Annotated in this window: 19 protein-coding genes and 3 pseudogenes; 10 read left to right on the top strand and 12 right to left on the bottom strand. The window is 40.4% G+C overall.

The window, feature by feature from the left end; translation table 11 throughout:
- Window positions 1–2 precede the first annotated feature (2 nt).
- From dapD to O3633_RS07510, 8 genes are all read right to left on the bottom strand, one after another.
- On the bottom strand, window positions 3–701 hold the full coding sequence (dapD, locus tag O3633_RS07545; RefSeq protein ID WP_371620881.1) for a 2,3,4,5-tetrahydropyridine-2,6-dicarboxylate N-acetyltransferase: 699 nt from the start codon (window positions 699–701) through the stop codon (window positions 3–5).
- A 63-nt stretch (window positions 702–764) separates the two neighbouring features.
- On the bottom strand, window positions 765–1697 hold the full coding sequence (locus O3633_RS07540) for a DMT family transporter (protein WP_371620880.1): 933 nt from the start codon (window positions 1695–1697) through the stop codon (window positions 765–767).
- A gap of 100 nt (window positions 1698–1797) precedes the next feature.
- Window positions 1798–4317, bottom strand: coding sequence for a penicillin-binding protein PBP1B (pbp1b, locus tag O3633_RS07535; protein WP_371620879.1), 2520 nt, complete (start codon window positions 4315–4317; stop codon window positions 1798–1800).
- Between the two features lie 148 nt (window positions 4318–4465).
- Window positions 4466–5365, bottom strand: a complete 900-nt coding sequence (gene galU / locus O3633_RS07530) for a UTP--glucose-1-phosphate uridylyltransferase GalU (RefSeq protein ID WP_049529865.1) — start codon at window positions 5363–5365, stop codon at window positions 4466–4468.
- Window positions 5366–5386: 21 nt separating this feature from the next.
- Window positions 5387–6403 (bottom strand): NAD(P)H-dependent glycerol-3-phosphate dehydrogenase, encoded by a 1017-nt coding sequence (locus tag O3633_RS07525; protein ID WP_371620878.1) that lies wholly within the window; start codon window positions 6401–6403, stop codon window positions 5387–5389.
- Between the two features lie 148 nt (window positions 6404–6551).
- Window positions 6552–8210, bottom strand: a complete 1659-nt coding sequence (locus O3633_RS07520) for an ABC transporter permease (protein ID WP_371620877.1) — start codon at window positions 8208–8210, stop codon at window positions 6552–6554.
- Window positions 8200–9291, bottom strand: a complete 1092-nt coding sequence (locus O3633_RS07515; RefSeq protein WP_371620876.1) for an ABC transporter ATP-binding protein — start codon at window positions 9289–9291, stop codon at window positions 8200–8202. Before O3633_RS07515 ends, O3633_RS07520 begins: the two co-directional genes overlap by 11 nt.
- 12 nt (window positions 9292–9303) lie before the next feature.
- Window positions 9304–10344 carry an ABC transporter substrate-binding protein gene (locus tag O3633_RS07510; protein ID WP_371620875.1) on the bottom strand — a complete coding sequence of 347 codons (1041 nt, stop codon included), beginning with the start codon at window positions 10342–10344 and terminating at the stop codon, window positions 9304–9306.
- A 320-nt stretch (window positions 10345–10664) separates the two neighbouring features.
- Between O3633_RS07510 and leuS the strand changes: the two genes are divergently transcribed.
- The 4 genes from leuS to O3633_RS07490 all read left to right on the top strand — a co-directional run bounded on the left by leuS (window position 10665) and on the right by O3633_RS07490 (window position 15087).
- On the top strand, window positions 10665–13166 hold the full coding sequence (leuS, locus tag O3633_RS07505; protein WP_371620874.1) for a leucine--tRNA ligase: 2502 nt from the start codon (window positions 10665–10667) through the stop codon (window positions 13164–13166).
- A gap of 259 nt (window positions 13167–13425) precedes the next feature.
- Window positions 13426–13839: a YjdF family protein gene (locus O3633_RS07500; protein ID WP_371620873.1), complete on the top strand. Its 414-nt coding sequence runs from the start codon at window positions 13426–13428 to the stop codon at window positions 13837–13839.
- Between the two features lie 121 nt (window positions 13840–13960).
- Complete coding sequence (locus tag O3633_RS07495) at window positions 13961–14653, top strand: GNAT family N-acetyltransferase (protein ID WP_371620872.1); 693 nt, start codon at window positions 13961–13963, stop codon at window positions 14651–14653.
- An 11-nt stretch (window positions 14654–14664) separates the two neighbouring features.
- Window positions 14665–15087: a GNAT family N-acetyltransferase gene (locus tag O3633_RS07490; RefSeq protein ID WP_371620871.1), complete on the top strand. Its 423-nt coding sequence runs from the start codon at window positions 14665–14667 to the stop codon at window positions 15085–15087.
- Between the two features lie 289 nt (window positions 15088–15376).
- Here the strand turns inward: O3633_RS07490 and O3633_RS07485 are convergent, their stop codons facing one another.
- On the bottom strand, window positions 15377–16255 hold the full coding sequence (locus tag O3633_RS07485) for an AraC family transcriptional regulator (RefSeq protein WP_371620870.1): 879 nt from the start codon (window positions 16253–16255) through the stop codon (window positions 15377–15379).
- A 113-nt stretch (window positions 16256–16368) separates the two neighbouring features.
- On the bottom strand, window positions 16369–17568 hold the full coding sequence (locus tag O3633_RS07480; RefSeq protein ID WP_371620869.1) for an L-lactate MFS transporter: 1200 nt from the start codon (window positions 17566–17568) through the stop codon (window positions 16369–16371).
- Window positions 17569–17788: 220 nt separating this feature from the next.
- Between O3633_RS07480 and O3633_RS07475 the strand changes: the two genes are divergently transcribed.
- A complete protein-coding gene (locus tag O3633_RS07475) occupies window positions 17789–18397 on the top strand; it encodes an NADPH-dependent FMN reductase (RefSeq protein WP_371620868.1) in 609 nt (202 codons plus the stop codon).
- 25 nt (window positions 18398–18422) lie between these two features.
- Window positions 18423–20834, top strand: coding sequence for a flavocytochrome c (locus tag O3633_RS07470; protein WP_371620867.1), 2412 nt, complete (start codon window positions 18423–18425; stop codon window positions 20832–20834).
- 556 nt (window positions 20835–21390) lie between these two features.
- On the opposite strand, the pseudogene O3633_RS07465 reads toward O3633_RS07470, so the two are convergent.
- A pseudogene (locus O3633_RS07465) lies at window positions 21391–21618 on the bottom strand (tyrosine-type recombinase/integrase); the annotation flags it as partial.
- A 317-nt stretch (window positions 21619–21935) separates the two neighbouring features.
- Entirely contained in the window at window positions 21936–22052 is a 117-nt protein-coding gene (locus O3633_RS10330; RefSeq protein WP_524539363.1) for a type I addiction module toxin, Fst family, read from the bottom strand.
- A gap of 133 nt (window positions 22053–22185) precedes the next feature.
- Here O3633_RS10330 and ruvB point away from each other — a divergent pair, with 133 nt between their 5' ends.
- The 4 genes and pseudogenes from ruvB to O3633_RS07445 form a co-directional block, all read left to right on the top strand.
- On the top strand, window positions 22186–23184 hold the full coding sequence (gene ruvB, locus O3633_RS07460; protein WP_371620866.1) for a Holliday junction branch migration DNA helicase RuvB: 999 nt from the start codon (window positions 22186–22188) through the stop codon (window positions 23182–23184).
- The gene (locus tag O3633_RS07455) at window positions 23165–23737 is read left to right on the top strand and encodes a nucleotidyltransferase family protein (protein ID WP_371620865.1); all 573 of its coding nucleotides are present in this window, start codon (window positions 23165–23167) and stop codon (window positions 23735–23737) included. The genes ruvB and O3633_RS07455 overlap by 20 nt, the downstream gene beginning before the upstream one ends.
- A 557-nt stretch (window positions 23738–24294) precedes the next feature.
- Window positions 24295–25423 (top strand): annotated as a pseudogene (locus O3633_RS07450) (IS3 family transposase).
- Between the two features lie 40 nt (window positions 25424–25463).
- Window positions 25464–25940 (top strand): annotated as a pseudogene (locus O3633_RS07445) (GT-D fold domain-containing glycosyltransferase); the annotation flags it as partial.

Here is a 25940-nt window from a genome sequence, read left to right as displayed (position 1 = left end):
AATTACAAGGTGCGAAGCGCATCTTCTAGCGCTGTTTTTTGTTGGGTTTGGCTATCGATTTCCTTGATAACACGAGCTGGGACACCAGCTACCACAACATTTTCTGGAACATCTTGAGTGACGATGGCCCCTGCTGCAACAACAGAACCGCTACCAATTTGAACACCTTCGATAACCACAGCGTTAGCACCGATGAGAACATTGTCACCGACACGGACAGGTTCAGCACTAGCTGGCTCGATAACGCCTGCAAGAACAGCACCTGCACCAACGTGGCTATTTTTACCGACAATAGCGCGTCCACCTAAAATAGCTCCCATATCAATCATAGTACCAGCACCGATTTCAGCACCGATGTTGATAACAGCACCCATCATGATAACAGCATTGTCACCAATCTCAACTTGGTCACGGATGATAGCGCCTGGCTCGATACGAGCATTGATATCACGTTTATCAAGGAGAGGTACAGCCGAGTTGCGAGCGTCTTGTTCAACAACATAGTCCTTGTTTTCTGTAAGTCCATCTAGAAGTGGAACGATATCTTTCCAGTCTCCAAAGAGGACATTTCCGAGCTTGATAACAGAAGCAGGGATAGCTCCAGCAAGTTGCCCCTCAAAGGTCACTTTTACACTTGTCTTTTTCTCAGCATTTGCGATAAATTGGATAATTTCTTGTGCATTCATTTTTGTAGCAGTCATAGGTGTCTCCTCACTCTTTGTAATGCTTACTATTCTACCAAAAAAGGCTTCAATTTTGAAGCTTTAAGTGTTAAAAGAGGATTCTTTCAGTTTGTTTTTTGATTCTTCAATGGATAGAAAGATCATTGGAATGATAATCAAAATCATAGCCAGTAGCAGATACCCATCCAAGACTAAACCTAGAAAGAGGACGCTTAGAATAGCAGATGATAAAGGTTCGCTTGCGCTAACGACCGACACCACCAATGGGGAAACGAGAGAGACAGCCTTCATCGATAGGAAGAAGGCAAAGGCTGTTCCCAAAAAGGCAATGGTCAAACAAATCAAGATACTCACCCAATCAAGCTGAAAACTAATTCTATAAACAGGGTAGAGAAAATTACTAAAAAGTCCAGCTATAATCATTCCCCAACCAACAGTTGGCACAAATCCGTATTTTTTTGCAAAGCGTTGGGGTAAGATGACATTGAACATAACACCTAGGGCACTGAGAAGACCTGTCAGTAAAGCAAGTGGTGTGATAGATAACTTAGACAAATCGCCTTTGGTAGCCATCAAAAAGACCCCAAGCATAGCAGTCAGAACATAGAAGATCGCTTTTTTAGAAGCTTTTTTCTTGTAGATAATGCGGTTGTAGATAAGAATGAAGACAGGACTGATAAATTGGAGGATGGTTGCAGTTGTAGCGTTGGAGTACTCCACACAGAGATAAAAGAAAAATTGTACGGAGAAGATCCCTAAGATAGCATAGGCAAAGAAAGGAAGGTAGTTGTTTCGATTTCTCCAGATATCGAAAAGCTGGAACCGGAGTTTAAGGCTAGATAAGATGATTACGAAACTACCCGCGACGAGTAGACGCATAGAAGTAATCCACCCTGAAGAGACTTGATAATGTGAAAAAAAGTACTCTCCTAAGATTCCGCAGATCCCCCAGATCAAGCCAGATAGGAGAGAATAAATGGTTCCCTTAAAAACATTCTTTTGATAGTTATTCATGTTGCTATTGTACCATGAAAGGAAGAAAGAAAAAAGAGAGTGAAGAAAAATCATTTCTTTCAGAAATTTTTTTCCCACTCTCAATGATTGTGCTGTTTAGTTAGCGCTGCTGATTGCTACTTCTGTTATTGGAACTAGAGCTACTATTACTGTTCCCGTTACTATTAGAAGTATTATTACGATTATTATTGTTGTTACTGTTACTGCTATTGTTTGATGAGGAAGAAGATGCTTTAGGCAGACTTCCTAAAATGGTGTTCCAAGCATTTTGGTAGTCAGAATCGCTTCCGCCAATAGCAAATTTGTAGCTAGTAGTTGGAGCACCAGCTTGGTTTGCCCAGTAACTAGTCACCGTTTCTCCGCTCAGATTAATTTCTTTTCCATTAATAGTCACCTTTCCTGGCTTTTGACCAGTTGATTTGAGGACTTGTGATGAAGTGACACTTGAATCGAGTTTGAAACGTTCTGAACCCCAAGCAGAAGGGGCTGCTTGCTGAATGGCATTTACCAGATGAGCCATATATTTTGCATTGCGGTAGTAAGCTCCCTGGGCTAGAGAACTGTTGTCGTCATGTCCAACCCAGCCTCCCAGAGTTAATCTTGGAGTAGAGACCATTAGCCACATATCTCCTTCTTCATTGCTTGTACCAGTTTTTCCGATCCAGTCAGCGCCTGCTAGACTGGAATTGATAGAAGCCAGATCCGTTTGGAAGCTTGTAGTAACTCGAGATGAAAGCACATCTCTTAGCAGACTCTGCATAATGGTTGCAGTAGCTTTAGAGTAAACTTGGATGGGTTTAGCCTGATGTTCATAGAGAACCTCACCACTCGTTTTCTCAATTTTTGAGATCATGTATTTCTTATGATAGGTACCATTGTTAGCGAGTGTTTGGTAGCCATTGGTGTGCTGGGCTACCGTAACTTCAATTCCTCCTCCCATTGGAAGACTTTCAATGCCATATTCTGGGATTTCATAGCCCATTTTTTCCATGTAAGAACGGACGTCAACCCCTTTTTCACGGAGCATTCGGTAGGTCCAGTAGGCTGGGATGTTCCAAGAATAGTTCAGAGCTTCTTTAAGGTCTATCATGGCTGTTCCAGGACTGTTGACATGCATGATCGGAGTTCCGTTAGAGAAGTTTGTTGGATAGTTAGAGAGGATACTAGCACTTCCCATGAGCCCTTGGTCAATAGCGATACCATAGGCCAAGAGTGGCTTGGTAGTAGAGGCAGGGGAACGCTTGGTATCAAAGGCATGATTGTTTTGGTTGGTCTGATAATCTCGTCCACCTACAAACCCTAAAATCGCCCCAGTTTGATTGTCCATCAAGACATTCCCAACTTCAGGTTGACCCGAGCTATCATTTAGAAGGTATCCGTAGTTTGTTACGGCATTTTGCATAGCAGTATGAATCGTTTTATCGATGGTAGTTGTAATACGGTAACCACCGTTTTGGATTTCTTTTTCGGCCAATTCTTGATAAGATTTTCGGATCGATTCGTTCTGTAGTTCTTGGTCAGAAACATTGTCCTTTTGCACCAGATAATCATACATAATCTTGGTAGCCTCATCGAGTGCAGTGAAGTAGAGGAAGCCTTTAGAGGTAACGCTAGCATTTTCTGCTGGCAAGAAATCTTGCTTAATGTCATAAGCCTTGTAGGTTTCATAGTCTTCCTGGCTGAGGGCTCCTGTTCGATACATATTGTAGAGAACATCTTTTGAGCGCTTAATACCGAGTTCAATATCTTCTTCGCTCTTCATCTCACCAGTAGACTCGTAAGGTGAGTAGGAAATAGGGCTTTGTGGTAAACCTGCTAGGAAAGCCGCTTGAGGGATGGTTAGTTTGCTTGCATCCACTCCAAAAATCCCTTTGGCAGCCTGTTGAGCCCCTGCGATATTTTGACCTTTATTGTTACGACCAAAAGGAGCAACGTTGAGATAGGTGGTTAGGATTTCGTCCTTGCTCATGGCTCTTTCTAAGGCTAAGGCGTCAACGATTTCACTGGCTTTACGGGCAAGTGTAGGAGCATCACCGACTACTTGTTGTTTGATGAGCTGCTGTGTTAGGGTAGATCCTCCACTGGAAGAACCAAGTCCGATGAATTTTCCTAGACTGGCACGAATGACAGCTTTAGGAACGACACCGTTGTGCTCTGCAAAGTGTTCATCCTCGGTTGCAACGATAGCTTGCTTGAGGTTATCTGAAATGGCATCTGATGATACAGATGTGCGAAGTAGATCGCTTTCGATAGCGCTAATCATGGAACCATCTGCATAGCGGATTTCAGAGATGGATGAAATATTATTGACCTGCTTGATCAAATCTTCTGTTTGAGGGACACTAACCTGATCAAAGAGAGAAACAGCATACCCCAAGGCAACCCCTGTTCCAAGGAGACCGCCAATAAAAGCTAGGATGAAAAGTGTGTTAAAAGTTGCCTTTATTCCAAGTAAAATTTTTGCAAATAAAGTCCAGATATCGAATGGTGTTTGCGTTTGCTTTTTCTTCTTAGAATTTTTTCCACTCTTTTTCTTTGTATTCATTTTAGAAATTGTTAATTTTAGAGACCCAAGTAAGGCCAGTCCTTTTTGTTTGATTCTTGTTACATGTTTGTTCATAGAATTCCTCACTCTTTATTATTATACCATAAAAGCATCTCTTGCAAGAAATTAGGCTTAGAACAGGGCTTTGGATAGGGATTGGGTCTTGAGATTTAGACATCAAAAAAGCCAGATTTAAGTTAAATCTGACTGTTTGACAAATTGTTTATTTTTCTCCTGAAAGTTCTTTTCCAAGATCAATCAAGTAGTCCTTCAAGTGGTCTTTGACTTGTGGATGTTTAAGGGCGTATTCGATGGAAGTCTTCATAAACCCAAACTTGTCTCCGACATCGTAACGTGCACCTTTAAACTCACGAGCAAATACTCGTTGGGTTTTGTTGAGAGTATCGATAGCATCTGTTAGCTGGATTTCATTTCCTGCTCCTGGTGTTTGATTTTCAAGAATACCGAAAATCTCAGGTGTGAGAAGGTAACGACCGATAATAGCTAAATCACTTGGTGCGTCTTCAGGTGCTGGCTTTTCAACGAAGGTTTCAACACTGTAAAGGCCGTCATTTCCTTCTCCCTGAGGAGCGATAACACCGTATGAAGAAACTTCTTCGTGTGGGACAGGCATTACGGCAATAGTAGAAGCATGAGTCTTCTCATAATCATTCATGAGCTGCTTGGTCAATGGAACAGCTTTGTCATCAGTGATATCCATGAGGTCATCTCCAAGCATAACCACAAAGGGTTCGTTTCCGACGAAAGCTTTGGCTTGTAAGACGGCATCTCCGAGTCCACGAGGGTGTGTTTGACGGATGAAGTGAAGACGCATACCAGTTGTTTCATCAACTAGTTTCAAAAGGTCGGTTTTTCCTTTTTCCTTGAGGTTGTATTCTAGTTCAAAGTTTGAGTCAAAGTGATCTTCGATAGAACGTTTTGACTTTCCTGTTACCACAAGAATGTCCTCAATTCCAGACTTGAGAGCTTCTTCAACGATAAACTGGATGGTTGGTTTATCCACGATTGGCAACATTTCTTTGGCCAAAGCTTTAGTTGCAGGTAGGAAACGAGTTCCAAGTCCCGCAGCAGGGATAACGGCTTTTCTAACTTTTTGTTTCATGAGCTTCCTTTCTAACGGTGACTAAGACCACTCGTTCTCTGCCTTGAACTCATTGCTCATGAGTTCAGAAACGGCATCCTTAATATTAACATTTTCATAAATAACTTGGTAGATGGCTTGGGTAATAGGCATATAAACTCCGAGTTCTTGCGCCAATTCATAAGCAGCTTTGGTTGTTGAAATTCCTTCAATGACCATTCCCATATTTGCTTCGATATCTGCCAAGGCTTTGCCACGCCCAAGAGCATCTCCAGCACGCCAGTTACGTGAGTGGACAGAAGTTCCTGTAACGATTAAATCCCCAACTCCAGAAAGACCACTGTATGTTAATGGATTTGCTCCAAGTTTAACCCCCAGACGGGTAATTTCTGCCAGACCGCGCGTGATAATAGCAGCTTTTGCATTATCCCCAAATCCAAGTCCATGAAGGGCACCTGCACCAACAGCGATGATATTTTTAAGAGCACCAGCTGTTTCCACTCCGATAACATCCGTATTGGTATAAAGGCGGAAGTAGTGGTTGCTAAAGAGTTTTTGAACATATTGAGCAGTCTGTAAATCTTTAGAAGCAGCCGTAATCAAAGTGATGTCACGTACAATCGTTTCTTCTGCATGGCTAGGACCAGATACAACCACAATTTCACTACGCAACTCTTCAGGGATTTCTTCTTCTAGGATGGTTGAAAGGCGTTTGTGACTATTTGGCTCGAGGCCTTTTGAAGCATGCATGACAACCACTTTATGATCCAAAACAGCAGCCACTTGTTGAGCTACCAATCTGGTCACCTTGGTTGGCACCACAAACAAGACAGCATCAACCCCCTTTAAGGTTTCTGCCAAATCATGATAGGCAACAATTTTTTCGTCTAATACAGTATCCTTAAAATAGCGTTTGTTAGTATGTTGTGTATTGATTTCGTCAATTTGATCAGGAATATTTCCCCAGATACGTACTTGGTGTCCGTTGTCATTTAAAACTTGTGACAAGGCAGTACCCCAAGAACCAGGCCCTAAAACAGCGATGGTTTGTTTGTCCATATTTTCCTCCTTCTGAGAAAGCACTTTCCTATATTCTACCATAAAAAGCCCTATCTTGCATCTATATTATTTATGAAGAATTAATTGAATGATAGAGTATAAATAAAAAAACAGCCAATGAGAAATTTGGCTGTCTTTAGGAGAAAAACTAGAGGGTAATGCTATTGTTTTTAGAAATTTTCATAAATAGTAATAATGAAGTAACTGTCAAGACAGTGAGGATAGTTGACAAAGCAGCTGCCACACCATAATTTCCTCTGAGAACCTCTGTATAGATTGCTACGGTCATAGTTTTTGTTTTGGCGTTATATAGCAGGATAGAAGTAGATAGTTCTGAAATCATTGTTACCCATGATAGAATAGATCCAGAAATAATACCGGGTAACATCATTGGAACAGTGATGTTACTGAAAGTATTGAGACGGCTACTTCCTAAACTCTCAGCTGCTTCTTCAATACTAGGTGCTATTTGTTGTAAGCTAGCAACAGATGAGCGGATTGTATAAGGGAGTCTTCTTACAGATAAGGAGATAATCAAGATGAAGGCTGTTCCTGTAATCATAAGGAAGCCACTTCCGAAGATACCTGTATTGAATGAAGAGATAAAGGCAATACCGAGAACTGTTCCTGGTACGATATAAGGTACCATACTAAGGCTATCAATTAAGTTTGTAAACAAATTTCGTTTTCTAACAGCTAGGTAGGAGATAAATGATGCAAATAAAACAACTAGAATCAAAGCAATCAAAGGAATGCGAATCGTATTAAAAATAGTAGCTCCCATGCGATTGAAGGCAATCTTGTAACTGTTTAAAGAATAGCCTTTGACAAATACCATACCTGATGTTTTTAAGAAAGAGGTATAAATCAAAAATAATTGAGGTAGAACAGAAAATAAGACAATTCCGTAAACTGTTGCATAAATTGCTGCCATTTTCCCTTTTGTAGTTTTTTTCGGCTCAATTGGATGGAGAGAATTCATGCTGAAACTATAGCGATTGGAAATATATTTTTGAATAAGAAAGATTGTTAAAGCAATGATAATCGCCATGATTGCTAAAGCAGATGCAAAAGCAGAATTTCCGCCAACCTCACTAATGAATTGATTATAAATTAAAACAGGGAAAGTTCGATATCCTTCACCAATTAACATAGGAGTTCCGAAGTCGGAGAATGCTCTCATAAATACGAGTAGGGCAGCGGCAAGTAAAGTTGGAACTAAAAGGGGTAAAATAACTGTTATCATTCGTTTGAATCCAAATACCCCCATACTTTCAGCGGCTTCAAGAAGAGAATGGTCAATTCTTTTCATGGCTCCAGCCACGTATAGAAAAACTAATGGGAATAGCTGAAGTGTAAACACAAGTACAATACCTTTAAAGCCATAAATATCAATAGCTGGAAGATGAAGGGCATTGGTCAAGAATTTAGTGATGACACCATTTCGTCCCAACAAGAGAATCCAGGAGTATGCCCCTACGAAAGGAGCTGACATGGAAGCAATGATAATCAATATCTGTAAAACTTTCTTTCCTTTGAAGTCATATATAGAAAAGAGATAAGCTAATAAGGTCCCTAAAACTAGGGAAGTTACAGTAGAAGTAATGGAGACGTTAAAACTGTTTACTAGTGTTTCAGAGTAATAGGATTTACTAAAGAAATCCTCAAAATTAGCTAGTGAGAATTTACCTTCATGTATGAGTGCTTGCTTGAGTACAATAACGATAGGATAAACAAGAAAAATAAGATAGGTAAGAAAGATGAAGAACGAGGAGGCTGTCCAAATATTTAGTTTTTTACCTTTCATAACCAACTCCTGTAATAAGATTTTGGGAACCATCTGCAGAAAAGACATTTAACTTTTGAGTATTGATTCGTAGACGAATTCGATCCCCTTTTTGAAGATCTTCTTCAAAAGTTGATTCTTCGCTCACCTGTATTTTTGAAGAAAATACAGTCTCTACGAAATATTCAGTGGTGAGTCCAAGATAAACACTATCTGAAATGATTCCTTCAATATCACCAGATTCATCTTTGATAAACTCTTCGGGACGGATACTTACAAGAATAGCCTGTTCCTTAGCCTGATCAAGAGTTGGCATCGGGAGGGCATAGCCATCTGAAAAGACGATATAAGCACCGTCGCTCCGTTTTGTTAGTTTGGCTGGGATGAGATTTGTGCGTCCAATAAAGGTTGCCACAAACTCATTAGCTGGTTTATGATAGAGTTCCTTTGGTCGTCCGACTTGTTGGATGACTCCGTCTTTCATAACAGCAATCTGGTCTGAAATAGCCATCGCTTCTTCTTGGTCGTGGGTCACATATACAGTTGTAATTCCCACTTCGTGTTGAATTTCTCGAATAACTTGGCGCATATCTAAGCGAAGTTTCGCATCCAGGTTACTAAGTGGCTCGTCCATGAGGAGAACACTTGGATTAACAGCTAAGGCACGTGCCAAGGCGACACGTTGTTGTTGTCCACCACTGAGTTTATCGGGCTTTCGATCTGCGTATTGATCAATTTGCATTAGTTCCAGATATTTATTAGTTTGTTGAACTAATTCATCTTTTGGAACCTTTTTTTGTTTAAGACCAAAAGCAACATTATCTCGAACAGTCAAATGTGGGAAAATAGCGTAGTTTTGGAAAACCATACCGATGTTGCGTTTGCTGGGTTCTACGTTATTGATTTTAGTATCATCGAAGTAAAATTCTCCGCCTTCAATACTGTTGAAGCCTGCAATCATTCGAAGAAGAGTCGTTTTTCCACAACCTGAAGGTCCAAGAATGGTGAAAAGACTTCCTTTTGGGATCGTAACATTTAAATTCTCAATGACAGGAATGTCATGGTAGATTTTTTTTGCGTTAATAATTTTGATCTCACTCATAGTGAACCTCTTTTACTGTTTCGATTGAATATTAGTGAAAATATCATTGTACTTTTTAAGAATAGCTGATTTATTTTGGATGACGTAATCAGAATCTTCAGTGGCGATATTGATTTCGGCCATTGATTTCATATTTTTATTGGTTTTAGCATTTTTTCGAATGGGTCTAATGGTTGTTTCAGTTCCTAGTTTATCCTGAATGTCTTGAGAAAGAAGGAAATCGATAAATTTTTTAGCGTTTTCCATGTGCTTGGCATTTTTGATAATAGCTGCGTTACCAGGCAAAAAGACGGTTCCTTCTTTTGGATAAATGACTTTTACATCAACGCCATCGTTTAAGAGTTTCAAGGCAGGATCTTCATAGGTGAGTCCGACAGCCATTTCTCCGTCAGCGACTGATTTGTAGACATTTGAAGAACTAGAAGCAATTTTCCCATCTACTAAGCTAAATAGATTTTTCACATAGGTCCAAGCTTGCTCATTTTCATATCCCCCCTGATCTACGAGCATGTTTGTTAATTGAGCAAAGGCGCTAGAAGAATTACTTGGATCAGCAGTTGCGATTTTTCCTTTTAATTTAGGATTGAGTAGATCATTGTAGCCTTCAATTTTAATATCTTTTGTAAGAGCTGAATTGGCAATGATGACACTGACATCAAGTGTATAAGGCGTGTAGAATCCAGTTTTATTTTGATATTCAGGGATTATCTGGTCGTTCTCTTGAGAAATATAAGGTTCAAAAAGATTTTCGTTAGAAGAGAAGAGGGCGTAGGAGCCTCCGAAAATGACATCGGCTACAGGGGATTCTTTTTCAGCATCAGCTTTTTTGAACAATTCACCAGTGCTGGCTTGTACTAAGTCAACCTTAATACCATATTTTTCTTCGAAGGCTGGGATTGTTTCTTCGATAAGGTCTTCAGGGTTAGGCGAGTAGATAACCAAAGTGTTATCTGAATCTTTTTCAGAGCTAGTTTCCGCTTCTGTTGTTGAAGAACATCCTGATAAAGTAAGAAATATCCATCCACAAGAGAGAAAGAATAGTAGTTTTTTCATAAGAGTCTCCTTTTTTTACGAACGTTTTTACTCTACGACTTGCTTAATGTTTATAATTTGCAGAGTTCTATAGGATATAATAAAAACCTTAAAGAAATCTAAAACGAGAAATATGAGTTAAAGAAGTTAGGGGAAGTAGCTACAAGAGACAAATAATCAATAGAAGTTAGCTCCGATTAGGAGCTAATTTTTTTCCTGTTAAATAAGTTGGATTTGCGATTCAGTCTTTCTTTCCATCCAAGCCCAAAAGAACATTTCTCGACTTTCAAATTCCCCCAAAAATGGTATAATAGGAGCATCACGAAAATTGGAGAGGCGCTATGAGTTTTTACAATCATAAAGAAATCGAGCCTAAGTGGCAAAAATACTGGGCTGACAATCACACTTTTAAGACAGGAACAGACGCTTCAAAACCGAAGTTTTATGCGCTTGATATGTTCCCTTACCCATCTGGAGCGGGTCTTCACGTAGGACACCCAGAAGGCTACACAGCGACTGATATCCTCAGCCGTTTTAAACGTGCGCAAGGCTACAATGTCCTTCACCCAATGGGATGGGATGCTTTTGGTTTGCCTGCAGAGCAATATGCTATGGATACAGGAAATGACCCAGCGGAATTTACAGCGGAAAACATTGCTAACTTCAAACGCCAAATCAATGCGCTTGGATTCTCTTACGACTGGGATCGTGAAGTTAACACAACAGATCCAAACTACTACAAGTGGACGCAATGGATCTTCGCTAAGCTTTACGAAAAAGGTTTGGCTTATGAAGCTGAAGTGCCAGTAAACTGGGTTGAAGAATTGGGAACAGCTATCGCCAACGAAGAAGTTCTTCCAGATGGAACATCTGAGCGTGGGGGTTATCCAGTTGTCCGTAAACCAATGCGCCAATGGATGCTTAAAATCACTGCCTATGCAGAACGCTTGCTCAACGATTTGGATGACCTTGACTGGCCAGAGTCTATCAAGGATATGCAACGCAACTGGATTGGGAAATCAACAGGTGCTAACGTAACTTTCAAAGTGAAAGGGACTGACAAGGAATTCACCGTCTTTACGACACGTCCAGATACCCTTTTCGGTGCGACTTTCACTGTTTTGGCTCCTGAGCATGACTTGGTAGACGCTATCACAAGTCCTGAACAAGCTGAGGCTGTAGCTGACTACAAACACCAAGCTAGCTTGAAATCAGACTTGGCTCGTACTGACCTTGCCAAGGAAAAAACAGGGGTTTGGACGGGTGCTTATGCCATCAACCCTGTCAATGGCAAAGAAATTCCAATCTGGATTGCGGACTATGTTCTTGCTAGCTACGGAACAGGTGCTGTTATGGCTGTACCTGCCCACGACCAACGTGACTGGGAATTTGCCAAACAGTTTGGACTTCCAATTGTAGAAGTGTTGGAAGGTGGAAACGTTGAAGAGGCTGCCTACACAGAAGATGGACTTCATGTTAATTCTGACTTCTTAGATGGATTGAACAAAGAAGACGCTATTTCTAAAATCGTGGCTTGGTTGGAAGAAAAAGGCTGTGGTCAAGAAAAAGTGACCTACCGTCTCCGCGACTGGCTCTTTAGCCGTCAACGATACTGGGGTGAACCAATCCCAATCATTCATTGGGAAGATGGGACTTCAACAGCTGTTCCAGAAAGTGAATTGCCACTTGTCTTGCCAGTAACCAAGGACATCCGCCCTTCAGGTACTGGTGAAAGCCCACTGGCCAACTTGGCAGACTGGCTTGAAGTGACTCGTGAAGATGGTGTCAAGGGTCGTCGTGAAACAAACACCATGCCACAATGGGCAGGTTCAAGCTGGTACTACCTCCGCTATATTGACCCACACAATACTGAGAAATTGGCTGATGAGGACCTTCTCAAACAATGGTTGCCAGTAGATATCTATGTGGGTGGTGCGGAGCATGCCGTTCTTCACTTGCTTTATGCTCGTTTCTGGCATAAATTCCTCTATGACCTTGGTGTTGTTCCAACTAAGGAGCCATTCCAAAAACTCTTTAACCAAGGAATGATCTTGGGAACAAGCTACCGTGACCACCGTGGCGCACTTGTGGCAACTGACAAGGTTGAAAAACGTGACGGTTCCTTCTTCCATGTGGAAACAGGGGAAGAGTTGGAGCAAGCGCCAGCTAAGATGTCGAAATCCCTCAAGAACGTGGTTAACCCAGACGATGTGGTGGAACAATACGGTGCGGATACCCTTCGTGTCTATGAAATGTTCATGGGACCACTCGATGCTTCCATCGCTTGGTCTGAAGAAGGCTTGGAAGGAAGCCGTAAGTTCCTTGACCGTGTTTACCGTTTGATCACAACCAAAGAAATTGTTGCGGAAAACAATGGCGCTCTTGACAAGGTTTACAACGAAACCGTTAAATCTGTTACAGAGCAAATCGAGTCTATGAAATTCAACACAGCCATTGCCCAACTCATGGTCTTTGTCAACGCAGCTAACAAGGAAGACAAACTCTATGTGGACTACGCCAAAGGCTTTATCCAATTGATAGCCCCATTTGCACCTCACTTGGCAGAAGAACTCTGGCAAACAGTCGCAGCAACAGATGAGTCTATCTCTTACGTAGCTTGGCCAACATGGGATGAAAGCAAATTGGTTGAAGACGAAGTTGAAATCGTCGTCCAAATCAAAGGTAAAGTCCGTGCTAAACTTATGGTCGCTAAAGATCTTTCACGCGAAGAATTGCAAGAAATGGCTCTGACTAACGAAAAAGTTAAGGCAGAGATCGATGGCAAGGAAATTGTGAAAGTGATTGCGGTACCTAATAAACTCGTTAATATCGTTGTAAAATAACGAGTTTATTAGCCCTATCTGCCACCTTCAATAGTCCAGTGGACTATTGAAGCCAACTAAACTCGTTAATATCGTTGTTAAATAAGAAATGAATCCTTCAGAGCTAAGCTTTGGAGGATTTTTAAATTGGATTATGCTATAATTATCTCAACTAAGATAAAAACACAGTTCTGGTTGGTAGTCCAGACGTAGGCAAGCCTATCAGTAACCTTCCTCCTTGGTTGTCCATTCTTAGGGATAGATTTAAGGAGGTGCTGTCGTGGAAACAATTTCAATTGGATTGACAGTTTATTTTGAAGATGGATTTTGGCATGGTTTGTTTGAACAAGTGTATCGAGAAACTTATCAAGTTTGTCGTGTGACATTTGGTCAGGAGCCAAAAGATGATGAAATTCTAGAGATTTTACAGACTCAGTTTACTCAATTATCTTTTAGTCCAGAAACTACAGTTAAGCAACATGTAAAAATCAAGAATCCTAAACGATTACAACGAATGGTGAGGAAACAAGTAAATCAAAAAGTTTCTTCCAAGTCGAAAGAACTATTGCAGTTGCAGTATGAGGAAAGGAAAAAGATTTCAAAACATCAATCTAGTGTCCAAAAGCAATTGCTCAAACAAGAGAAATTCGAACGCAAACAGCAAAAACGTAGAGAGAAGCACAAGGGGCATTAACTCACTCGTTTCCATATTTGATCAATCCTCCATAAACTGGAGGATTTTTTGAATATTATGCGTGAGATGTGATATACTATTCACATCTTTAAACTTATAAGAGTGAGATAAGGAGAAAACTATGCCAGTAAATGAATATGGTCAGATGATTGGTGAACCTGTAGACGATACACCTGGAGTTTTACCGTCACTTGTACGGATAGAAGGACAGTATACGATTCTAGAAGCTCTTTCGGTGGAAAAGCATGCGAAGGATTTGCTGGCTGTTTATGGTCCAGAATCACCTCGAGAGATGTGGACCTATCTCTTTCAACCACCAGTAGAAAATCTTGAAGAATTAATTGTTGCTATAAAGCAGATGATTGAGCGCAAGGATCGCTTCTATTATGCGATTATCGAGAAAGCGACTGGAAAGGCGCTGGGAACATTTTCTCTCATGCGCATTGACCGAGCCAATCGCGTGATTGAAGTTGGCGCGGTGACCTTTTCTCCTGCTCTCAAACAGACAAGGATGGGAACAGAAGCCCACTATTTGCTTGCTCGTTATGTCTTTGAAGAGCTTAACTATCGCCGTTATGAGTGGAAATGTGATGCACTAAATCTACCTTCTAGAAAAGCGGCAGAACGTTTGGGTTTTATCTACGAAGGCACTTTCCGTCAAGCTGTTATTTATAAAGGGCGTACCAGAGACACGGACTGGATGTCTATGATTGATAAGGATTGGCCAAAGGTTAAAGCTCGTTTTGAATCGTGGTTGCGTTCGGATAATTTTGATGAAAATGGGCAACAGTTGAAATCTCTTAGAGAATGTTAGAAAGGTTTACTATGATTAAGATTACAAAAGAAACATCTGTTTCACTTGATGACGTTTTGCATCTCTACCAGGCAGTTGGTTGGACAAATTATACCAATCAGCCCCAAATGTTGTCCCAGGCTCTGACTCATTCGCTAGCGACTTATCTTGCCCGTGATGGTGAGGAAGTCGTTGGTCTAGTTCGCTTGATTGGAGACGGTTTTTCTTCGGTTTTTGTCCAGGATTTGATCGTCTTGCCTACCTATCAGCGTCAAGGAATTGGCAGCACCTTGATGAAGCAAGCTCTAGCTGATTATAAGGATGCCTACCAAGTACAACTAGCGACAGATGAGTCAGAAAAGACTCTTGGATTTTATCGTTCCTTAGGTTTTGAAACCTTGTCTAGCTTCCAGTGTACGGGCATGATTTGGGTGAATCGAAAAAATTTAAAATAATTCTTTCACTTAAGCTAACTTTAAGTCTGCTTGCGTATCATGTAATCATTAAGTAAAGACCTCCTAATACTCTTCGAAAATCTCACCATACTTCGTTAGAGTCGACTTACCTAACTATAGTTATGCTTACGTCGCTCGGTCTAGTCTGCTTTCGATTTTCATTGAGTAACCTTTAATTAATAGAAATCCTAACCTTTTTTTCATCATAATCTCCTAATGAAGTCACCCAATTTGGTGGCTTTTTATTTGAAAAAAATTCTCCCTAGTGAGTTACTAAGGAGAGATATGGTTAAGTTTCTTTTTTGAGTTGTTGGTTTCGATATTGTCTAGGAGTTAGTTGGAAGTGTTGTTTGAATTGTCGATTGAAGTTTGAGAGGTTGGTAAAACCGACCTGACTTGCTATTTCTTGAACACTTTGATTGGTCTGGACGAGCTTTTCACAAGCTTTTTCCAGGCGCAATCGTATGAGATAGTCCATACAGCTTGTCCCAGTGTGTTGTTTGAAAATATTCATAAAGTGATTTTTGCTGTATCCAAATGTTGCAGCAAGTTGATCGATTTGAATGGGGTATGCATAGTGTTGCTCAAGATAACCTATCATTTCTTTTAATTTTTGGTATTTTTGATAGGTATCATCCGTATAGTGCCGATTGACATACCTGTATTTAAAGAGAAGATAGAGAAATTCATAGAGTTTGGATTTAAGGAGGAGATCGTAGTAAATACTCTGTTGTTCAAGGATAGAAAAGAGAGAAAAAAGACAATCGCGAATTGGTTCGTAAGCATGGTCATTTGGTGAAACCCGAGGTGTGAGATAAAAATGGCCAGAGTATAGAGGTTGGATATAGCGCTGGCTAAAGCTGTCTATTTGATTCCTACCTAGAAAATCTAGATGGATGCGAAAAACTGTAGAAATTTGTTCTTGATTTTCAATAGAGTAGACAGCATGAGGAGACGTTGGCTGAATCAGAAAAATATCGCCTTCATGACTTTCAAAGCGCTCAGAGTTGATATACAAGGTAGCAGTTCCTTTTTTGACATAGATAATCTCGAGTTCTGGATGCCAATGATAAATGGTATCGGCTGATTGCTTAGATAAGATTTGTTTTTCAAAATCATAGGGAAAACCAGATGGGTTATCTCGTAAAAGTCTTGATTGCTGAGCCATGATAAAACCTCCTGATAAGCTATTTCTAGTTTTATTATACCAAAAAAGGCCGGGACAAAAAATCCCGACCCTGCTTTAGACTAGCAATGAGCATTTGGCGAGAACGTCTTTCTCTAACCTTTCTTCTTCATATAAAGGAAGTTAAGGAGAAGTCCGACAACTGCTAAAGCGATAGCGACGTAGAATGCGGCGCTGTAATTTCCATTGTTGGCTGTTGCCATTTGAACCGCAACCTTAGGTGCAAAAAATGCAGCTAAAGAATAACCTGTGAAGACGATACCGTAGTTGACACCTTGATTAGCAGGTCCGTAGTTCTCCATGACAATAGATGGGAATACTCCCATAACACCACCGAAGCAGATGCCAAGACCGATGATTCCTAGCGTAAAGCCAAATTGTCCAGGGACGATTGTTAGGGAGAAGAGTGCCAAAACGATGACTGAATAGATAATCAATAAGGTTTTTGAACGCCCAATTTTATCAGAGAGGGATCCCCAGATAAAGCGCCCACTTGAGTTCGCGATTGAATAAAGAGAGACATAGAGTGCTGCTGTTCCCGCAGAGAGTCCAAACATGGATTGACCAATTGGTGATGCTTGAGAGGCAATCATCAAACCAGAGAAAGCGCCGACAAAGAACATGCTGATAATAATGTAAAATAGCGGACTTTGTAGCATTTCTTTCCAGTTTTTATTAGCAGGTCCTTGTTTAGTTTGTACGGGAGCTTTCCAACCTGCTGGTTGGTAGCCGCTTGAGGCTGCCTTTATGAAGAAAATGGCACAGATAATAACAACAATATAGACAAGTCCAATGGTTCGAAAAGCAAAGAAGGCATCTTGCTTTTGAATAAGACTACTTGCAACTGGTGACGCGATAACTGCGGCAAATCCCATACCTCCTGTTAGAATCCCAGAAGCTAAACCACGTTTATCTGGAAAGAGGCGAAGAGAATTTGAGAGGGCTCCTGAATAAGCAAATCCTTGACCAAGACCTGCCATCAAACCATAGGTAAGATAGAGCATGGCTGGTGAACTAGCATAACCAGTTAGGAAAAAGCCACTAGCAAATAGAAGAGCACCAAGGGCAATTGTCCATTTTACATATCCCTTATCTACCAGATAACCTCCGAAAATCATGGGGATAGGTCCGATTGCTGAGTTAATTGCAAATGCAAGCATGATTTCGGACATTGACCAACCTGTTGAAGAACTGAGAGGCCCAGCAAAAACAGAAAAAGAATAGACAGCACCTGTACAGAGAAGAATAGCAGTTGATGCAGCTAAAACTTGCCAACGATTGAATGTCTCTTTCATAAGAAGACCCTCCTTTAACTTAATACATATTTTCACAAAGACTATAACATAGTTAAAAATGAGGGTCAATACTTTCTCGTAAAATATTGTTAATTTTTTCACTAATTTATACTAAAATAAGATAAACTGATAGAATAACACAATGTTTTAGTGTCGTGAATGTCGAAGATAATTTAAAGTAGTATAATGAAAGTGAATAAAACAAAAAGGGGGTAGCAAGATGAAATTAGTTGCTATCGTTGGAACAAACTCTGACCGCTCAACCAATCGGAAACTATTGAAGTTTATGCAAAAGCATTTTTCAGATAAAGCCGACATTGAGGTGTTAGAAATCAAACAATTGCCAGCATTTAACGAACCTGAGGACAAGTTAGCGCCAGCCGAAGTTCAAGTTTTTTCAGAAAAGATCCTGGCTGCAGATGGTGTGATTATCTCAACGCCTGAGTATGATCATACGATACCAGCACCCTTGACTTCAGCCTTGGAATGGATTGCCTATACTAGTCGCGCTTTGATTAACAAACCTACGATGATTGTAGGAGCTTCACTTGGGTTGCTTGGAACATCTAGGGCTCAAGCGCACTTGCGCCAGATTCTTGATGCGCCTGAACTAAAAGCGAGAGTTATGCCAGGGACTGAATTTTTCCTAGGTCATTCTGAACAAGTGTTGGATGATGACTATCATTTGAACAATCCTGAAAAAGTCGCTGAGTTGGAAGAACATTTTGCAGAGTTCCAGAATTTTGTTGAACTAACAAAAGCCTTAGTTAAACCAGAAGATACAAATCGTAAGAAATCTTTCATCTGGGAAGAATGGTTGAAAGCATAAGCATTTCAAGAAAGGAGAACAATCCATGAAATTAGTAGCTATTGTTGGTACCAATGCCAAACAATCTTATAACCGTAGTTTGTTGCAATTTATGCAAAGACATTTTGCAACCAAAGCGGATATTGAGATTTTAGAAATTACCGATGTACCGATGTTCAATGAAACCGATGATCAAACAGATACACCTGTTATTCAGAAGTTTAACCAAGCGATTTCGGAAGCAGACGGTGTGATTATTTCGACACCTGAGCACAATCATACAATTCCATCAAGTTTAAATAGTTTGCTCGAGTGGTTGTCTTTTAACATTCATCCACTAGATGGAAAGCCAACCATGATTGTAGGAGCGTCCTATGATGTTCAAGGTTCTTCGCGTGCCCAGCTTCATCTTCGTCAGATTCTTGATGCACCTGGAGTAAATGCAACAGTTATGCCGGGGAGTGAATTTTTACTTGGTCGAGCTCATCGAGCATTTGATGCAAATGGAGATTTGGTTGATGAACGAACAGTCGATTTCTTAGATAGCTGTTTCTATCGTTTTCTTCGCTTTGTATCCGTTGCAAACCAACTAAATCTTCCTGAAGAAATTCGCTTTGAACCAGGAACTTATCATGTTACAACTGAAGGACATAATGGTAAATTACCAATGGACGTCACAGTTTCTGAAGACCGTATTGAAAAAATTGAAATCGATTCTTCTGGAGAATCTTCAGGAATCGCAGATGTTGTCTTCACTCGTATTCCAGCAGAAATCATTGAAGGGCAAACCTTAAATGTTGATGCGGTGTCAGGAGCTTCTGTGACTTCAAATGGTGTCTTGGATGGGGTTGCGCGTGCGGTCAAACAAGCGGGTGCAAATCCAGATGTTTTACGCAAACGTTCCAAAGCTCCATCTGCCTTGGATAAGGAAGATAAAACTTATCAGGCAGACGTGGTCATTGTCGGAGGTGGAGGAGCTGGTTTAGCTGCAGCTGCAGCAGTCTTACAAGCTGGTAAGAAGCCAATTGTCGTAGAGAAATTCCCAGCAATTGGAGGAAATACTGTTCGTGCAGGTGGTCCAATGAATGCACCAGATCCAGCATGGCAAGGAACCTTCGCAGCTCATCCAGGTGAGGCAAACACTCTTCAAGAATTGATTGCAACAGATGAATCAACGATTGACCCAGAATATTTAGAGGACTTTAGAGCCTTAAAGGTTGAGGTTGAGAAGTATTTGCAAGATCCAAGCTATTTGTTTGACTCTACCTTACTTTACCGTATCCAAACCTATATCGGTGGAAAACGAAAAGATTTACAAGGACATGAAATTTATGGCCAATATGATTTGGTTTCTGTATTGACTGAACGTGCCCTGGAATCTGTTCGCTGGTTGGAAGACATCGGTGTTGAATTTGTTCGTAGTGAAGTCACAATGCCAGTTGGAGCCCTTTGGCGTCGTGGTCATAAGCCGGTTCAACCAATGGGATATGCCTTTATTTCGGTTCTACAAAAATATGTTCTAGAGAATGGAGGCACAATTTTGACTGACTCTCCAGTCAAAGAATTGCTTGTAGAAGAGGGAGCTGTCAAGGGTGTCAGAGCAGAAGGTCGAAACGGTCAAACCATCATCGTTCATGCAGATGCCGTTGTTCTAGCTTCTGGAGGATTTGGCGCCAATACCAAGATGTTACAAAAATACAATACCTACTGGACTGAAATCGCGGATGATATTGCCACATCTAATACACCAGCCGTAACAGGGGATGGAATCGTCTTGGGTCAAAGTGTAGGTGCAGATCTAGTGGGTATGGGCTTTAGCCAAATGATGCCAGTATCCGATCCAGTGACAGGAGCCCTCTTCTCAGGACTTCAAGTTCCTCCAGCTAACTTCATCATGGTAAATACTGAAGGGAAGCGATTTGTGGATGAGTACGGTAGCCGAGATAAGTTATCTCAAGCAGCGATTGACAATGGGGGCTTGTTCTACTTGATCGCAGATGACCGCATCAAGGCAACAGCCTATAACACTAGCCAAGAAAAAATCGATGCTCAAGTCAAAGCAGGAACTCTCTATCGTGCAGATACGATAGAAGAATTGGCAGTTCAGATTGGTATTGCCCCACAAGTCTTAGCAGATACAATCAAGAAGTACAACTCTTATGTTGATGCAGGATTTGACCCTGAATTTAATAAAGGTAGTTTTGATCTCAAGTGTGAGGTTGCACCGTTCTACGCAACACCAAGAAAACCTGCCGTTCACCATACAATGGGTGGACTCAAGATTGATACTTCAACACATGTTTTAAATGAAAAAGGTCAGATAATCCCTGGTTTGTATGCTGCCGGAGAAGTCGCAGGAGGACTTCATGCAGGTAACCGTCTAGGAGGAAATTCGCTTACGGATATCTTTACTTTTGGACGTATTGCAGGTCAAACAGCTGTTCAAGAAAATTGTTAGTAATGGATTTAAAATCTTAAGCCAACTTTAAGTCTTGTCCTGTATCATGTAATCATTAAATAAAGACCTCCTAATACTCTTTGAAAATCTCACCATACTTCGTTAGAGTCGACTTACCTAACTTTAGTTATGCTTGCGTCACTCTGCCTAGTCTGATTTCGATTTTCATTGAGTAACCTTTATTTAATAGAAATCCTAAACTTTTCTTTTTCATAATAATCTCCTAATAAAGTCACCCAATTCGGTGGCTTTTTTCTTGTTTGCTTTTAGCAATTTTTAATTAGTATTCATTATTTTTGAACAAAAGTAAAAACTAGAAAATCTTAAGTTAACTTTAAGACTTTTCTTGTATCATATAGTTATTAAGTAAAGACCTCCTAACTTTATTTAATAAAAAATCCTAAACTTTTCTTTTTCATAATAATCTCCCTTAACTCCACCCAATCAGGTGGAGTTTTTTGGCTCTATTTCAGGCTTTTTGGGACTATTCTAAAAATAATTTTCCGATATTTTCCGGTATTTTTCGGATTTTGATCGGGGAATTGGCGGGGACTTTTTAGCGAATATGACTAAGAAATAGGTCTGTCGTCGCTTCAGCGAGTTCGTCCTCAACTTGGTTATAACGATCCGTCATATAAACCTTTGTATAAGTTAGCGCCTGGCTTAATTGTTCAATTGGATTTCCTGCAATGATGCTTTGAGTTGTGAAGAAGTGGCGCATAGTACTAGGTGTGACATGTGGTATTGTCGCTTCGTTTGTTAGATTCTAATTTCTGTTTGACTTACTTAGGTTGACGAGTGTCTCTTTGTTATTGAAGTTGATATAAGTTATAACTTTAGCTTGATCGTGAAAGTCTTATTGGATAGGGGCTATTAAGCAAGCGAGTGGACGAGGATGTAAACCTTTGACAAAAATCGCGAACTGTGGGATAATAAAAGAGAATTAAGGATTAGTTCTATATCATAGGCTAGAAAAGACCCAAGCTCACGACCAAATAAGCTTGGGGTCTTTTTTGACACTATCTATCTTTGTTTAGCCATTTATCGACTAATACTCTTCGAAAATCAAATTCAAACCACGTCAGCTTCACCTTGCCGTACTCAAGTACAGCCTGCGGCTAGCTTCCTAGTTTGCTCTTTGATTTTCATTGAGTATAAGCAAAGAACGACACCGACCGCGATTGGTCCGATGATAGTTTTAAGGATTAGTTCCATCATGGGCTATTTCACCTCCTTTCGTAGGCGGTGTAGCAGTGCCGTAGAATATTATATCACATCAGTACTAAACTCGGGAGCCACCAAATCAGGTGGCTTTTTTGTTTGTGGGTTGGATTTTTGATATAATAGAGTCATGAGTAGAATTTTAGATAATGACATCATGGGAGATGAGGAGTTGGTAGAACGTACCCTCCGTCCCCAATATTTACGTGAATATATCGGACAAGACAAGGTCAAGGATCAGCTTCAAATCTTTATCGAGGCGGCTAAAATGCGTGATGAGGCACTGGATCATGTTCTTTTGTTTGGCCCTCCAGGTCTCGGGAAAACGACCATGGCCTTTGTCATTGCCAATGAATTGGGAGTTAATCTCAAGCAAACTTCAGGTCCCGTTATCGAAAAAGCGGGTGACCTTGTAGCGATTTTAAATGACTTGGAACCAGGAGATGTTCTTTTTATTGATGAAATTCATCGCTTGCCCATGTCGGTAGAAGAGGTGCTATACAGTGCCATGGAAGATTTTTACATTGACATTATGATTGGTGCTGGGGAAACTAGCCGAAGTGTTCATCTGGAATTGCCACCTTTTACCTTGATTGGTGCGACGACTCGGGCTGGTATGCTTTCAAATCCTCTTCGTGCACGTTTTGGGATTACTGGTCACATGGAGTATTATGCCCATGATGATTTGACAGAAATTGTCGAGCGGACGGCAGATATCTTTGAGATGGAAATTACACATGAAGCTGCTGCTGAGTTGGCCCTCCGTAGTCGTGGAACTCCTCGTATCGCCAATCGTCTCCTCAAGCGCGTGCGCGACTTTGCACAGATTATGGGTGATGGCTTGATTGATGATGGGATTACGGACAAGGCTCTTACTATGCTGGATGTAGACCATGAAGGTTTGGACTATGTAGACCAGAAAATCCTTCGCACCATGATTGAGATGTACGGTGGGGGTCCTGTCGGTCTAGGAACTCTTTCGGTTAATATCGCTGAAGAGCGTGAGACGGTAGAAGATATGTATGAACCTTACCTGATCCAGAAGGGCTTTATCATGCGAACTCGTTCAGGTCGGGTGGCGACGGCCAAGGCATATGAACATTTAGGGTATGAATACATTGAAAAATAAGACTGAAATTTTAGACTCTTTTAGAGAAAATTCTGATATGATGGCTATTCTGACCATCATTCGTAACTTGGAGTTGAAAGATTCCTGGTTGGCGGCTGGTTCGGTTCGAAATTTTATCTGGAATCTCTTGTCAGACAAGCCAGCCTTTGACCGTGAAACGGATGTGGATGTGATTTTCTTTGACCCAGATGTGAGTTATGAAGAAACGCTGGCTATAGAGAGCAAGCTGAAAGAGGACTTTCCCCAGTATCAGTGGGAGTTGAAAAATCAAGTCTATATGCATCAGCATAGTCCCCATACGGAGCCGTATAGAAATTCCTGCGATGCCATGAGTAAATATCCTGAACGTTGTACGGCAGTAGGGCTTCGCTTGCAAGCTGACGCAACGTTAGAGCTCTTTGCCCCTTATGGTTTGGAGGATATTTTGAACTTTCAGGTTGCTCCGACTCCTCATTTCTTAGAAAATCAAGACCGGATGAAGCTCTATCAAAAACGTTTATCTAAGAAAAACTGGCAAGAAAAATGGAAAAATCTCACAATTAAAAATACTTAAGGAAACTTTAAGATAGGAGCTGTATACTTATCTCATAAGTTAAGAAGAACTTAACTTATACTCCTAAAACTTTTTCATAATAATCTCCCTATAAAAAAATTAAGTCGCCCAATCAGGCGGCTTTTTTGATGGATTGATAATTTTCTATATCTCCGTGTGGCATTCTCAACTGTACGATTTGTGTTTTTAAAAAGGAAGATAAATGATTATTGTGCAAAAAACAAACTTTAAATACACACGAACTCTACAAAAGGTATGGGGATTTGTATTAATATAGATATGTACTCAAATATTTGGACAATAAGAAATAAAATGTGATATAATAAAGTGTTTTAAAGAATAATCTATATCAGAATAGTTTAAACTTTAACACTAATTTATATGTTGGGGATGATCTGATTTTCCAATATAAGGCTAGTTTATCTTGAAAAACATTTTGATATTTTTATTTTTTATAAAAAAGATCTCAAGGAGAAAAGGCACTGCCCCCATAAAATGAGACACAAGAAAAACACTCCTGTTGAAATCTGGTAAACTAGAAACAGGAGTGTTTTGTTATGGCCAAAAAAGCATATTCACTAGAAACTAAGCTAGCCTGTATCGAAATGAAAAAGACAGGTCAATCAAATAAGGTTATCATGGATACCCTCGGTATTAAAAATGTTAGTCAGGTCAAGACCTGATGGCAATGGTATTAGAATGATGAATTGTTCCGTTTCCACCAACCTGTGGGGAAACAGTATACTTATGGTAAAGGGATGAAGCAGTTATCTGAAGTCGAACAGTTACGTTTGCAGGTAGAATTACTAAAAAGTATCAGAGCTTGATAAGAAAATAGACAAAGTAAGTCTTATCAATCTAGTGGAAGAGTATCAGAAAACCTACCCTGTATCTCTTATTTTAGAGTGCTTCGGCGTCAAACGTTCCACCTTTTACCGTTGGAAAGCAGAAAGCAAGGTGGTTAAGAAGAGAGACGAAATAGCGGATAAAATCGAACAACTCTGTAGGGAGAATTACTTTATTTACGGCTATCGAACCATCACTCGCTTGCTCAAGAAAGTTTATAACCTCGTCGTTAATCACAAGAATGTCTATCGTATTATGAAGGAAAAGGGCTGCCTTTGCCGTGTCCGTCCCAAGAAGGGACCTAAATTAGGGAAGCCTTACCATGTAACAGACAATGAGCTGGATCGTGATTTTCAGGCAGAAAAGCCTATGGAGAAGCTTTTCACAGACATCACCTACCTCTACTTTGGCAACTGTAGGCTCTATCTATCCTCTATCATGGATCTCTATAATCATGAAATTGTAGCTTATACCATATCCGAGTGCCAAGATACGGACTTTGTGCTCGACACACTTCATCAACTTGAGCTACCTCAAGGAGCACTTTTACACAGCGACCAGGGATCTGTCTACACCTCAAAAGCCTACTATCAGTCTTGTACAGCAAAAGGCATCACCCGCTCCATGTCCCGAAAAGGAACACCAGCAGATAATGCCTGTATCGAATGGTTCCACTCTGTTCTCAAGTCTGAAACCTTCTATCTCCATAAGTGGAGAAACTTAACCAAAGATAGTATAACAGATATTGTCAAAAATTACATCATATTTTATAATGAAACTAGAATTCAACAGAAATTAAATGACCAATCTCCTGTAGATTACAGAAAACTGACCGCATAAGAGGGGGTTTCTCTTGTCCCATTATTGAGGTGCAGTGCCTTTCTATGGTTCTACTTTTATATCACGTCCTTATATGGACCTCAAAGATAAGTCTGCTTCGGTTGCTCACTTTGAAAAATTAAAGAAACTTTGGGATAAACGAGATATCTTGATCGTCGAAGGTGAAAACTCACGTTCAGGAGTTGGGAACGATCTTTTTGACAATGCTCAGTCGGTTGAGCGTATTATCTGCCCTTCTAGAAATGCCTACAGTAAAGTTCAGTCAATTCAAGAAGCGATAGAGAAGCATGCCGATGGTAAATTAGTATTCTTGATGCTTGGTCCTACAGTCAAGGTTTTAGCTTATCACTTAAGCAAAAAAGGCATACAAGCGATTGATTTAGGTCATATTGATTCCGAATATGAGTGGTTTAAGATGGGAGCAACTTCAAAAGTAAAATTCTCACACAAGCATACCGCAGAGCATAATTTTGATCAAGAAATTCAGCTAGTTGAGGATGAAATTTATAATAAGTAA

The sequence above is a fragment of the Streptococcus sp. 27098_8_22 genome, from assembly GCF_041432415.1.
GTDB classification, from domain to species: Bacteria; Bacillota; Bacilli; order Lactobacillales; family Streptococcaceae; genus Streptococcus; species Streptococcus pseudopneumoniae_M.
The sequence above is the reverse complement of the archived record's forward strand: the minus strand, read 5'-3'. Positions and strand labels throughout refer to the sequence as shown.